The organism is Pedobacter sp. FW305-3-2-15-E-R2A2, from assembly GCF_038446955.1.
Taxonomy (GTDB): domain Bacteria; phylum Bacteroidota; class Bacteroidia; order Sphingobacteriales; family Sphingobacteriaceae; genus Pedobacter.
In genome coordinates this window covers 7,084,224-7,097,655 of sequence record NZ_CP151803.1, presented here as the reverse complement: position 1 = coordinate 7,097,655, position 13,432 = coordinate 7,084,224, and the positions used below count along the sequence as shown (strand labels likewise).

14 protein-coding genes and 2 pseudogenes are annotated in these 13,432 nt (G+C 35.4%); 13 read left to right on the top strand and 3 right to left on the bottom strand.

The window, feature by feature from the left end; translation table 11 throughout:
* Positions 1-17: 17 nt before the first annotated feature.
* From AAFF35_RS28930 to AAFF35_RS28910, 5 genes are all read left to right on the top strand, one after another.
* A complete protein-coding gene (locus tag AAFF35_RS28930) occupies positions 18-602 on the top strand; it encodes a TlpA disulfide reductase family protein (protein ID WP_342329913.1) in 585 nt (194 codons plus the stop codon).
* 179 nt (positions 603-781) lie between these two features.
* A complete protein-coding gene (locus AAFF35_RS28925; protein ID WP_342329912.1) occupies positions 782-1,180 on the top strand; it encodes a hypothetical protein in 399 nt (132 codons plus the stop codon).
* Between the two features lie 31 nt (positions 1,181-1,211).
* Positions 1,212-1,808, top strand: coding sequence for a penicillin-binding protein activator LpoB (locus AAFF35_RS28920; RefSeq protein ID WP_074611477.1), 597 nt, complete (start codon positions 1,212-1,214; stop codon positions 1,806-1,808).
* A 25-nt stretch (positions 1,809-1,833) separates the two neighbouring features.
* A complete protein-coding gene (locus AAFF35_RS28915) occupies positions 1,834-3,270 on the top strand; it encodes a hypothetical protein (RefSeq protein ID WP_342329911.1) in 1,437 nt (478 codons plus the stop codon).
* A 38-nt stretch (positions 3,271-3,308) separates the two neighbouring features.
* The gene (locus AAFF35_RS28910) at positions 3,309-3,578 is read left to right on the top strand and encodes a hypothetical protein (RefSeq protein WP_342329910.1); all 270 of its coding nucleotides are present in this window, start codon (positions 3,309-3,311) and stop codon (positions 3,576-3,578) included.
* A gap of 3 nt (positions 3,579-3,581) precedes the next feature.
* On the opposite strand, the pseudogene AAFF35_RS28905 reads toward AAFF35_RS28910, so the two are convergent.
* The 3 genes and pseudogenes from AAFF35_RS28905 to AAFF35_RS28895 all read right to left on the bottom strand — a co-directional run.
* Positions 3,582-4,286, bottom strand: a pseudogene (locus AAFF35_RS28905) (ATP-binding protein); the annotation flags it as partial.
* A gap of 752 nt (positions 4,287-5,038) precedes the next feature.
* Positions 5,039-6,043 (bottom strand): annotated as a pseudogene (locus AAFF35_RS28900) (recombinase family protein); the annotation flags it as partial.
* Between the two features lie 127 nt (positions 6,044-6,170).
* Entirely contained in the window at positions 6,171-6,533 is a 363-nt protein-coding gene (locus AAFF35_RS28895) for a hypothetical protein (protein ID WP_342329909.1), read from the bottom strand.
* 726 nt (positions 6,534-7,259) lie between these two features.
* On the opposite strand from AAFF35_RS28895, the gene AAFF35_RS28890 reads away from it, so the two are divergent.
* The 8 genes from AAFF35_RS28890 (at position 7,260) to AAFF35_RS28855 (ending at position 13,063) form a co-directional block, all read left to right on the top strand.
* Positions 7,260-8,921 carry a hypothetical protein gene (locus AAFF35_RS28890; protein ID WP_342329908.1) on the top strand — a complete coding sequence of 554 codons (1,662 nt, stop codon included), beginning with the start codon at positions 7,260-7,262 and terminating at the stop codon, positions 8,919-8,921.
* A gap of 10 nt (positions 8,922-8,931) precedes the next feature.
* Positions 8,932-9,135: a hypothetical protein gene (locus AAFF35_RS28885; protein ID WP_342329907.1), complete on the top strand. Its 204-nt coding sequence runs from the start codon at positions 8,932-8,934 to the stop codon at positions 9,133-9,135.
* A gap of 706 nt (positions 9,136-9,841) precedes the next feature.
* Positions 9,842-10,297, top strand: coding sequence for a hypothetical protein (locus AAFF35_RS28880; RefSeq protein ID WP_342329906.1), 456 nt, complete (start codon positions 9,842-9,844; stop codon positions 10,295-10,297).
* A gap of 21 nt (positions 10,298-10,318) precedes the next feature.
* A complete protein-coding gene (locus AAFF35_RS28875) occupies positions 10,319-11,107 on the top strand; it encodes a hypothetical protein (RefSeq protein WP_342329905.1) in 789 nt (262 codons plus the stop codon).
* 20 nt (positions 11,108-11,127) lie between these two features.
* Complete coding sequence (locus tag AAFF35_RS28870; protein ID WP_342329904.1) at positions 11,128-11,517, top strand: hypothetical protein; 390 nt, start codon at positions 11,128-11,130, stop codon at positions 11,515-11,517.
* A gap of 44 nt (positions 11,518-11,561) precedes the next feature.
* The gene (locus AAFF35_RS28865) at positions 11,562-12,086 is read left to right on the top strand and encodes a hypothetical protein (protein WP_342329903.1); all 525 of its coding nucleotides are present in this window, start codon (positions 11,562-11,564) and stop codon (positions 12,084-12,086) included.
* Positions 12,087-12,342: 256 nt separating this feature from the next.
* Positions 12,343-12,705, top strand: coding sequence for a hypothetical protein (locus AAFF35_RS28860; RefSeq protein WP_342329902.1), 363 nt, complete (start codon positions 12,343-12,345; stop codon positions 12,703-12,705).
* Positions 12,689-13,063 (top strand): hypothetical protein, encoded by a 375-nt coding sequence (locus tag AAFF35_RS28855; protein ID WP_342329901.1) that lies wholly within the window; start codon positions 12,689-12,691, stop codon positions 13,061-13,063. Before AAFF35_RS28860 ends, AAFF35_RS28855 begins: the two co-directional genes overlap by 17 nt.
* Positions 13,064-13,432: the final 369 nt, after the last annotated feature.

Here is a 13,432-nt window from a genome sequence, read left to right as displayed (position 1 = left end):
GTAAAAATTTTATCGAAATGAGAAAGATATTCAAAAAGAGTAATGTGGTTAACGGAGTGTTCGTAATTTTGATGTTGGTCGTTCTTTTTGTTCCATCAGCGAAAGCAATCATGATTCAGGGCTTAATGGAAATAGGCCTTTTTAGACCGGATACCACTGCAGCACCAAGAGCGTTGCTGCCTGCGAATGGCTTAGCTGGAATTCGTTTTAAGAATGCTTCCGGAACAGTACTCGACCTGGGAGATTTAAAAGGTAAAGTGGTTTTCCTGAATTTTTGGGCAACCTGGTGTCCTCCCTGCCTGGCCGAAATGCCTTCCGTAAACAAATTGTACCAGCAATTTAAGGACGATAAAGAAGTCGTTTTTATTCTCGTAGATGCCGATAGTGATTTTGGGAAGGCTCAAAAATACATGGACAGGAAAGGGTATCAGCTCCCTATTTTCGCCGCTGCAAGCAGTATCCCTGAAAGTCTTTTTTCCGGAGCATTGCCTACAACCATCGTTTTTGATAAGGAAGGGCGCGTTTCTTACCATGAATCCGGAGCAGCGAACTATGCAAATACCAAATTCATCGAATTTATTAAGAAATTAAAGGGGAATTGATTTAACATTTTTTAACTTTAAAATGGCAGAGATCAACCCGCTACGTCATATCTTTGCATTAGAAATTGAGTAATTTTGCTTTTAGTTAATTACTTAGAAATGAACCGAGCATAATCTGCACTAAATATGGCATAGATTATGTAAGATCCATCTGACAAATAAAATAAAAATATATACAGATGAAACGGAATTTGATTATTGTCGCAAGTTGCATCGCAGGTCTGGTTTACTCGACGATTGGTTATGCACAAAATCCAGGACTGGCAGAAGACCAGAATCCAAGATATCAGGAAAGCAGGGCTAAATATATAGAGTTAGCTGATTCTTTGAACCGTAATCAGGGCAGCACTGTCCAGAATACCTATAAAGCGTACGACTGGTACACCGCAAGGGAAGAACGCAGAGCTTTGCGCAGACAAAGAAACTATGAAAATAGCTGGTATAACCCTTACTATTATGGTAATTCTTATTATTCTCCGATAGGTCTCTCCCTGGGCTTTGGCTATAGCAATTATGGCTGGGGTAATCACTACGGTTATGGCAATTGGGGGCATCACGGACGTTGGAACCGCTGGTAAACAAGAACATTAGAAATTTATATTTAGAAATATGCAGTTTAAAAAAATAATAGCAATTGCAGCTATTGCAGTTTCTGGGATGATGGTCATCAGCTCATGCTCCAGACAAGTGACACGTGTAAATACAGACGAATCGATCGACATAAGTGGAAACTGGAACAATACAGATTCAAGACTGGTTGCACAGGAAATGACGCAAACGATTCTTGGCGGAAAATGGTTGCCTAACCATTTGGAAGGCAAACAAGGAAAGAAACCAGTGGTAGTGGTTGGTGCAGTAAACAATAAAAGCCATGAGCACATCGATGCGGAGACTTTTGTTAAAGACGTAGAACAATCTTTTATCCAAAGTGATCGCGTGAGATTGGTGCAAGGGGGTAAAAAAAGAGAAGAATTACGCGCGGAAAAAGCAGATCAGCAAGACAATTCTTCTGTATCTACCATGAAGAAATTCGGATTGGAAAACGGCGCTGATTACATCCTTCAGGGATCTATCAACTCTATTGTAGATTCACACAAAAGGAAAAAGGTCGTTTATTATCAGGTAAACCTGGAACTGACCAATATTCAAACCAATGAAGTGGTTTGGATAGGAGACAAAAAAATTGCTAAATACGTTAAAAATTAGTCTGGTTTTACAGACTAAATGTAATATGGTTAATATTAGTAAGCATACTTTTAGAGCATCACTTCTTTTGGGGTTGATGCTCTTTCTTTTTAGCTGTTCCAGCTATAATGACATGATTGGACCATATTACAAACAGGTTTCCAATGGCAATTATCCGGAAGCAATTAAAGAGCTGGATAAAAACAGTCTGCTGAAAAAGCCGAGAAACAAATTGCTTTTCCTCATGGAAAAAGGGAAAACGAGTCACCTGGTAGGGGATTACGAAAATAGTAACCGTTACTTTAATGAGGCAGATCAGCTCCTGGAAAATGGAATGGGAGGCACAATGGATGCAGTAGTGGGGACCCTCGTAAATCCAATGACCCAGGTTTATAAAGGAGAAGACTTTGAAAAGTTCATGATCCATTATTATAAAGCTTTAAACTACGTTTACTTAAACCGGACGGAAGATGCAATCGTAGAAGCAAGAAGGATTACATTGCAGTCGCAGGAACAGGGGGATAAGTTTGACAATAAGGAGAGCCGTTATTCGAAAGATGCCTTCTCATTAATGCTTCAGGGATTAATCTATGAACACGATGGCGATGTAAACAATGCTTTTATCGCTTACCGGAATGCTGCGGAAGTTTACCTGAATAGCAAAGACCATACTTATTACGGGACAGTGATGCCGGAAGGTTTAAAGAGAGATGTGCTGAGAACAGCCGATGGAATGGGATTTGTCTCAGAACTTCAGCGGTTTGAAGGCTTGTTTAACCTTAAATATACCAGAGAAAAAGCACCCGAAGGCGGAGAACTGATCTTTTTCTGGGAAAATGGATTGGCACCTGTTAAACAACAGGAAGAGTTTTTCTTTTCCCTGGTAAGAGGGGGTGACGGCGGTTTGTTCTTTACGAATGTAGGAGGGACGATTATCGTTCCGTTTAACAACAGCTATGGCAATGACAAGGATTTTAATGCGAGTTCGATTCAGAGCTTGCGGGCTACCTATCCAAAATATGTAGCGCGTTCTCCTTTCTATAGCAATGCCACATTGAGCAATGGAACAAATACGATAAATTTTGAGAAAGCAGAAGACATCAATGAACTGGCTTTTAAGACGCTCGATCAGCGTTTTCTGAAAGAGATGAGTAAAGTATTGACACGTCTGGCAGTAAAGAAAGCCGCGGAGTATGTACTGAGAGAAAGTGCTAAAGGAACCGGGAAAAATGGAAAAGACAACTCTCTTTTAGAAGGTCTTGGTTTAGGTATGCAATTATATAGCCTGATCTCTGAAAAGGCGGATACCAGAAACTGGCAGTCTTTACCTGCAAATATCAGCTATACCCGGATTCCACTCCAAAAAGGGAACAATACCATCACGCTTAACCTAAAGGGAGCGAATGGCAGCAATGAAACGAAAACAATAGAAGTGATGGGCACAGGAAAATTACAGTTTTATAATTATTCGACCTTACGGTAGCCCTCCACTCAAATCAATAAACCATACAATAAATAGATATGCAAGAGCCTTTTGACATTCAAATAGGAAATATTAGTTATGCTGTTTTTCCGGAAGGAGACGATACTTACGTAATTTTTAAAGAGGGTAAGGAATATGTCCACATTCAAAAAGATACGGAACTTCAATGGTTGAAACTTGACGATGAAACCGGTCTTCCCTTGTTCGAAGCGGATGATGAGATCAATAACATTGGCCGCGAGATCTTAGCCTTCCAGCCTGAAGAAGAAGAAGAGGAAGAGGATGGCGAAGAGGGGGAAGGAGAATAGACATCAGGATGCCCAGCTATCGCGGTCCAGACTGCGGTAGTGAATGGCTTCCGCCAGGTGCTCCGGCTCAATGTCTTCACATTTTGCCAGGTCGGCAATTGTTCTGGCCACCTTTAAGATCCGGTCATAAGCCCTTGCTGACAGGCCCAGTTTCTCCATGGCTTTTTTGATCAGTTCCTGTCCTTCCTCATTGATATTACAAATCTTGCGAACCATCTTAGGGCTCATCTGAGCATTGCAGTATAGATCTGCTTTCCCCAGAAAACGAAGTCCCTGAATGGCCCGGGCTGCAATCACCCGCTCTCTGATCAACGCACTTTTTTCTGCAACAAAAGGAGAAGAGAGGTCTCTGAAGTGTACCGGGGTGACTTCTACATGCAGGTCTATCCTGTCGAGCAATGGACCGGAAACTTTACTCAGGTATTTCTGCACCATCCCGGGCCCGCAGATACATGCTTTTTCCGGATGATTGTAAAAACCACAAGGACAAGGGTTCATAGAAGCGATAAGCATAAAACTCGCCGGATAAGCCACACTGAATCTCGCTCTGGAAATGACGATATTCCGGTCTTCCAGCGGTTGACGCATTACCTCAAGCACACTTCTTTTAAACTCAGGCAGTTCATCCAGAAAAAGCACTCCATTGTGTGCCAGTGAGATTTCTCCCGGTTGGGGATGGGCACCGCCTCCCACCAATGCCATGTCGGTGGCCTTGTGGAATTTGGGGGTGATGCATCTTTACTTAATGGTGTTTGGTCTTTTTTGCTCATGTAATCTTTTATACTTGCATAACAAGCCCGTAAATAGGAATCATCTATAATTTCATGTTGATTGTTATCGGTCAAGTATTCAGGTAATCCACATGTGAACATTCCGCTTGTCGATCCTTTTTCTATTATGTCGTGTTTTTGTTTACTTATATAGAATGTGTGTTGATCTATAAAATCAAACACTTTTAGCTTTACGTCAATAGTGTAGACTTCATCATGTTCACAATAGTTTATCAATATATTGTCTACGAATGACCTAACCAATGTAGATTTTAAATTATAATCTATTGTGTTCGCTACACTTTGCAATTGATTTTGAAATTCATCCATCTCATTAAAAATCCCCTTAAAAGTATCGTGCTCTACTAATTGACTTTCAACTAAAGATAAATCTTCACGGTGCTTTAATATTGATTCTTTTATCTTTTTAAGGTCTTTATCTACTTCTTCTTCTGAAAGAAGGTCTTTTTTGAATAAACTGATAATTTTGAGTTTATCCTTCTCATACTGTTTAAGTTTGTCATTTATTTGCTCTTTATGTAGGCATAAAGTTTTGATTGAATCTGGACTTTTAAGTTCATCAACTTTTTTTAAAGCATAAGGAACAATAGCTTTTGAGTTGGTTATGATGCTCCAAATCAAGTCATCTAAGTAATCGATATTTATTGATCTGATGCCACATCTTTTATGCTTCTGTATTTTAGATGAGCAATAATAGTAGTGATCCTTTTTACTTTCTCTGGTTCTACCTACGAAATTTGAACCGCATCTTCCGCAACTGCATAATCCTCGAAGTAAATACTTATACTTTATTTTGCCTGTTTGCTTTTTGTTTTTTCCTATTTGAAGCTGAGCTTTGTTCCAGACCTCTTCACTTACTATTGCTGGGGCTTTAAAAATCTCATCCTGATACTTTCTTTCACCTTTGTAGATAGAGTTCTTTAAAATGGATAAAACAGTGTTTCCAACCCATACTAGTTCGCTATTGGGTATGTGTTTAATTTCCTTAGTGAATCTGTTTTCTTTTCTAATCCCATTTTTAAGAAGTTTCCTGCCTTTGGTTTCAATACCATCTTCGTTTAATTTTTCTGCTATCCTTCCTGTACCATATCCTAATAAACATAGGCTATAAATTTCTTTTATAACTTGGGCTTCTTCGTTATGTAGGATAAGATTTTTGTCCTTATCGCTTGTGTATCCAAATGGTTTTAAAATTCCTGTATGAGCTTTTCCTTCGGCAGCTCTATTTCTTAAAACCCCTTTTATTTTTTTTGATGTATCTTTTACAAATTTTGAGGCAAATAAGGTCCGAATATCACTCATAAATTCATTGTCTGAATCGTTAAAATCAATTACACCTTCAATCTTTGTATGTACCTTAATATTGTGCTGACTAAAAACAGATTTTATAATTAATTTGGTTGTTTGATTTCTAGTTAACCTACTCTCGTCATATACAAAGACTGCTGTAATAATGCCATTCTCTATATCTTGGATTAATCTCACAAACTCAGGACGATTATTAAGCGTATCATAAGCAGCTGATTCACCTTTGTCGATGTAAACCTCATGTTCCATTCCTAATTCTGTGGCTTTTATTTTGCCTTGGTATACTTGATCATCAATTGATCCTGTGGTGTCTTTTTCTCTGGATTGCCTTGCGTAGATCCCTAGTTTGTTTATGTTATTTGTCATGTTTTTTAATTTAATTAGGCTACTTATTGATGCAGCTAAAATATTGTTGTTTGTAAAGCACCTAATCAGAACACGAGGTTCTATGTGGTGATGTAAAGTTTTAATATGTATTAATTGAAAATTCAGATTAGGTATCTTCTTTATCGGTGTTGTTTAGGTAAGGTAGAATGCTGCATATACAAACGTTTCCTGAATGTATGACCTCCTCCATTGCATTTGATACAATCGTGTTTAAATATTCTTTTAGCCTATTTGATGGATCTTGGGCAGTAGTCTTAGGGATAGCTGTTATATAGGCTAAATGATTATCATTATCTAAATTCCACATTATCAAATGTTCACCATATCGGTAGTGTTTTCCACTTAGTTCAATAGTGTTCTTACCATCATTTTTTCTAGTATAAATTCTTTCTTTATAGTCATAATCCATGGTAAGATGGTGCACGACTGTATTCAGAAAGTCCATTTTGCAATTATTGTTGTTTTTCATTTTTTTATAATTTAAAAATTCAGGCATACAAGTTCCATCAGATGAGTTTGAATGCAAATTTTAAGCATACCAATTTCATCTCCTGTTTTTGACAGAACATACTTTACTGTTGTTTATTTTTTGATTTTACACCTAATCTGACTAGAAATGTCAATGTGGTGTTGCTAATATGTAGTATTCTATATCTTATCGTTTTGTCTTTATAAAATCTGAAAATTTAATACCAGACATGGGCGGTGGGATTCATTTTTGCCTCTAAAAGAACAATACAAATGTAGGGAAAAAATATTTCTTATGCAATAAATATTTCATAATTCAAAGGTTTTTTTAATTTATTTTTAAATCTAAAAATAATTCGTTAAAAATAGATGTTCTAAGCATGTCAGGGCACGATTTTGTGCTGTTGGCTGTTCATGCTGTAGTTAGGTAATTTATACAGCCTGGAGGCATATTTCTATTTTTTATAGTGTTATGCAATTTTTTTAATGCATTTATACACTTGAAAAAAAATCTTTCTGCCTTATTTTGGTATTAGTCAGTGAATAACTCATTTTTAAAATATGAATACTATTTATGATGGTAACGCAGGTTACAACAGATCGTTTGATTAACAATACTGTAAAGTAGTAAATGGGCGGGAATAATTACCCCGCCTTCTCTTTATCATGTTAATCGGACATAAAGAGAACTACCCCCGATGGATTATTCGGAAACAGTAAAAATTAATTGAACAATTTAAATTCTAAAAACTTTTTTACAACATCAAAATTGTATGAAGAGATTACAAAAAATGTATTTGCCAAATCTGGCATAGATCCATATAAAAGAAGGTACAACTACCTTTATATTACCCATAAAATAATTTGGGATAGCACCATTAAAAAAGGCGATACAGCAGGTGCAAAAATGAACATAGAGACATTGTCCAAGTTATTTGGAAAATCTAAACAAGAAACATCATCAATTTTAAAAGATTTAGAAGATTGGGGAATAATTTATGAATCTGAAAAGTATACATATAAGCAATCATCTTCTCGTTATGCCCTTACTGATGCCTATTCCAAGGATAAATTTACAGTCATGCAGGTAGATATTACTGATGTATCTTTCATTAAAAAGTTGATTGATGTTGATAAGGTTGAAAGTGATAGAATCCTTAAACAGTTGAAAATAAATATTAAAAATATAACTGTCAATGAATTAGGTTTGGAGTATTTAAATTGTAAATATAGTAATATTAAAAAATCTTTTTCTTCAATCAATCTTAATACAATAGAGGGAGGTGTAAGCAAAGAAACAGTCTTTAAAGTGTCAAAGACAGCGATTTTTGGAGGTAAAGAGCCTAAGTTTTTCCTAGGGGGGGTAGAGATTGATCAGATGGATCTTCCATTGATCTCAATTTTTTTAGGTGATTACAATACAAGCAGACCAGATCCAAAATCTAGGGTGTATAATAATCTAACAAATTTGAAAAGGGAATTAAGGAATTATGTTTCTTTTAATGGTAAACCACTTATGATGACAGATATTTCCAATTGCCAGCCATTGTTAAGCGTGGCGTTCGTAAAAAAGGAGTTCAGGATAATATCTGGATTTGGTGAATCAGGTCTTCATGATGATATTAAACACTATCAGGAGTTAACAGAGTCTGGCATGTTCTATGAATATTTACTAGAGAAATCTGGGTACATGGGGGATAGGGGGAAATTCAAAAAAGACTTCTTTGCGCAGGTGTTTTTTAGCAAAGTTGTAAAATATAGTATGCCAATAAAAGATGTGTTCATTCAGGAGTTTCCAAATGTGTATATGCTCATAAATAGACTTAAAAGAGAAAATTTTAAAAATTTCTCTATTGGTTTGCAAAGAATGGAGGCTGGTATTATGATAGATACTGTGGCAAAGAAAATGATTAAACAAGGTAAATGTGTTCTAACCTTGCATGATGCAATTGTTTGCGATAATGAAACTGATTTGGAATTGGCAGAGAAATTAATCAGTGATGCGATGGCAAAGCATTATATAACTCCAAAGTTCAAAAGGGAGTCAGCGCAATTGATTTTATCCAATATGGATGATATTCATGTTGAAGATGTAAGTGGTAGCGAGAGATCAGTTATCATAGCTGATGAAAAATTAATACAACATTCATTTGGTGAGGTTTTAATTCAAAATTACAATGATTTTAAGACCGCTACAGCGACTTTAACAGGTGATGATATGCGAACGTTAATTAATCGGTTTGCAGTGTCTGCAGTGGGCTATAATGGTGCTACAATCAATAATATAATATACAGTTTCATTGTGAAATATGAAGATATTGAAGGTAAGGAGGATGAAATGAAGGTAATAGTATTCAAAGAAAAGATTATTAGAAAATTAGTGGCCTAAAAGTGTAAAAATGTTAGAACTCAAAAGATTAAACCAGTTCCAATTTATCAATAAGTGGGGTACTGTATATACAAAGTTGACGAGAGGTTGGATAGTGTCTAATATGATTGATTGTGATGATCTGGTGCAGGAGATTATAGCTTCTCCAACATTTGAAGAATCAATAGAAGATCTTTTGATATTGAATGATGGTTTAGAACTTGACTTTTTGTAATAATTAAATATCATTGTTACACAGGTGGATGATATACAAGGGGTGGTAATACTCTCGTTATCACCTTTTTAAATGTTTTTTTTATTTAATATGCTGTAATCCAGGCAGATATGTTTATTTTATTTCTATATTTACCTGTAAATAACGTAGAAATATGGTTAAAATTGAAAAAGGGAAGCTGATAATTGTGGTTGATTGCTTCGAGGACTTTGAATATGATACATTAGAGTGTCTACAATTTGATTTAATACACTTGATGAATGCATTACATATCTTAAAGAACTCACATAATCCTGATCATTACGTACCATCCGATTTTATGAGCGTTTTGGCTTTACAAAAAGCACTGGTGCCAACAGCAGAAGGAAATAAAGTATTATACCCAATAGATCAAACTAAAACATCCTTTAGCTCAACTTCCAGTCCTTTGCACACTTGTATAAGGTAGATGTAAGAAGGGTTAACATTTCCAGATTCCAGTCTTTGTATGGATTGTTTGTCTTTATAAATTTTATGGGCTAATTGTTCTTGGCTCATGCCCTTCTCTTTACGAATTTTTCGAATCCTATTGCCAAGATCTTTTAGAAGAATATCCTTTTCCATCGGGATATCAAAAGAAGCTTATAACCTTTAAAATAAAGACAACGGATCAGTAGTTTTATTGTTTTTTTTCTATATTAGCGCTAAATAAACTCGATGCCTCTCGATGAAAAGAATCCTAATTCCAGTACTTATATGCTTGTTAGCATGTAACAATCGCAATCAAAATCCTTCGAATTCTTCCAGCAATACATTAACAAACTCAACGGATAAGCATATAAATGCAGTTGATACATTAAAAAAACTTAATGATATCAAAATGGCTTTACTAGACGCCAGAACCGAGAAAGCTAATATATTCTTAGGTGAACCAGATAAGACAGGTACACTTGTTTTAGGTCGTAGTGAATATAGAATTTACTATAACAGGGTTAATGATGGTGAAAAGGTGAAAAATCTGGTCTTAATAATTGGCGATAGTAATGGAGATTATGCCAACTATACCATAAAAGATATTATGGCTGTAAGCTATGGCGCAAGGGCGCATTACGGATATCATTGGATAAAACTAGAACATGGGCGCTTAACAAGTAACTGCACAACTTTTACAATAGATAATTAAATTACTAATTCTAATAACAACATGAAAAAAAGGCTATTTGTATTTGTATTTTCTACTTTTACCATATTCGCATCTGCTCAAATAAAGAAAACATTGAGCTGGGATGATGGGATCATAACAAAAAGCCAATTGGACTCTAGTGGGAATGTATTGTCAACACAGTTTACGACTACAGTATCAGCTCCAAAATACATAAATAACCAAATAATAATTGGGACTGTCGAAAAGTCGATTTACTCTTTAGATTCAAAGAGTAGAGTGATGAAGATTCAGCAATTTTATGACGAAAAGGAGCATGCAGTTGGTTTATTAAGATATAATGATGAAGGTTACATTATAAGCTATAAAAAGATTATCAATGGTAATTTTCTTCTGAACGAATATATCTTTGAATATTGTGATGGTAATTTGTGTGGACTCCTGACAAAGGAGTTTAGAAAAGATGGTACTTTCTTTGGTACGAGAAGTAGATTGGAATATTCAGATAAAATAAATTTGGATTGTTTAGATCTGGCATTAAATTATTTTTTAATTAATTCCGTAGTACGCCCCTCCTATGAAGGCCAGAGTAAAAACCCATTTGCTCCCAGTATTCTAGCAACACCATTATTTGGTAGAACGTCTAAAAACCTTTTGAAATCTATAAGTATGGAAGTATTAGATCCTACAGCAAAGTATTTTCAAACCTTTAGCTTTTCTTCCGATTTAGATACCTTGACGAACACCTTCAAAATAAAAATTGATAATCAGGTAGGGAAAAGTGCTAATGTGAATTACTCTAATGTGATCCTGAAATATGAAAATTTGTAATCCAAACAGGCTAATTTTTAATGAAGATCTATAACCCTAAAGGAATTAGCAATTCTAAACCGCAGCCAGTTAAGCAACGGTACAATTCTTCGTTTCCTGTTCTTAGCTGGTTTGAAGGATTGATTATTGGTTCTATATTAGCACCAATCTCATTAATAATGGGGGTAACTGCAATGGGGACACTTGTCCTCATTGCTTTTGGTAAAGTGGATTATTGGGGTTCCACTGGTAAAGTTTTAGTAGGTATCGGTGTGCCTCTCATAATTATACTGTGTATCGTGAGCAAACCTCTGGGCAATCTAATCTTTACCATATGGTCATTTCTATTATTTTTAGTGGTAGTTGGTTTGCCAATGGTGGCAATTCTATACATGTGTTTCAAACCTACATTTGAGTATTTAGGATTTTAAGGCACGACTTAAATGATGTTTTATTACTGTTTAAAAAGAATTATTTGAAAATTTCCAGACCGACAAAAATTAAAAGGATCATTTTTCTTGATTTCGATGCTTGCTTAGTTCATGATATCAATTCTGAGCAAGCATTAACTGCATGGGAACTAAAACATGAGTGTAAGCATCCTAATAATGGATGGTTTAATTCACCTGAATCTTTGGATTTGGAATTGAATAGTATTCAACGGAATGAAAACGTGTACAATGATTTTACCATGAGATCAGATTCAAATACGCTAACTGTACTTTTAACCAATAGGCCTACTGCATTAGAATTAGAGGTTTTAAATGCATTAAATCATTTGAATGTTCACTTGCATGAGTTAACGTTTAAAAGCTATCCAAAAGAGCTTAAAAGCACCAGAATAGCAAAGTTTATTGTTGATTATCCAGATGTAAAAGAGATTGTGTTTTATGATGATCTATATGGCCATTTTTTAGATTGTCAGCCCCTAGTTGAAGAATATCTGAAAATCGATTTCAATTTTATTCTGGTACAAAATGAAACATTAATGGCTGTTTAATACTGATATATGAGATTTAGTTACATGGACGTTTTTAAAGCGTTAGAGGATGCGAATAAAATGCTGTTATCTGTGCAAAGTCAGGATGAACTTTTTATATCATCTAACTACGATTACTTTTCAATTTATTCTAAAAATCGAGTCAGCAAAGTAAAGACTTTAATCATTGACAATGCGTACAGAGACGAGGGATATCGTTTTTTAGAAGGATTTATTACGGGATTAATGATACCAAGATTAAAAGATTTAGAAAATAATGATGACACCAGAGGATCAGAAGAGAAAACATTTGTACCTACAAAAATACATCTTTCATGGTTTGAACGATTTAAACAGTGGTTTTGATGCATCAGCCATATCATATTTTAATGAAATACAATTTGAGATTGTTCTAGCCAGAGTTAAAGAGCTTAAAGCTATTGGAATCTATGGTATAGAGGCATGGAAGGATGGGGAGTTTTGGGCTGTAGATACATTTGAAAGTTATAAAACCTATCCGCAAGATTCTCACTGGTACGAAACTGCATTTAAAAAATTTAGAAATGGAGATGAAACCTTTCATTATTCAGCGAGTTTTTATGTGCCTGGGAACTACTTGGAATATGAAGATGAGGTCTGAAAATGAATATGATGCTGAAAAGCTAGACGAACTCCAGAGGATCAATCAGTTTATAGAACAAGACAGAAGCTTTGTTTTAGACCAATTCACTGCATATAGGGACAAGGTAAAAGGAGTAGAAATTCTTCGGCTTAAAATGCAAAACCATAAATCAACGTTTAAGCATGAGTTTAACCTTGGTGTTTTGTCCTTAGATCAGTACAATAAGAAAATTGAAATACTGAATGAAAAGCTAATGGAGCAGGAATTAATTAGAAGATCTATCGACAACCAGTTCATTACAAAAGTTTTTGGCGTTGCACCTATAGCATTGCCACGAGAAAGCATCATTTCTTATTTACAGCAGGTATTTCTGTAATGCTCTGCCACTCCAAGCCGCAGCGCCCTAAAAAAGAGCCCATTTTTTAAAAAATATTTTTGAAAGAGCCTTAGATTGGTCTCACAATTTTTTTCCCCAAAATTTTTTTATGTACCCGCTACTGTATGGGGAGGTGGAATGGGGTGGGGGGGTATAAGGGGATACCCCCACCTAGATCAAATTTTTGAGAAAATATATCTCTACAATTTGATCTTGTATCCGCACAAAACTGTTTATAGCCGATATTTCAATCAGTATTGGCCTGTTTTTTCAGAAATTAATACTGAAATGACAAATTGGTTAATTAATTAAATGGTGTTTATTTCTAATTTTTCCAGGTTATGACCAGGTTTCTCTGGGGTTATTGCA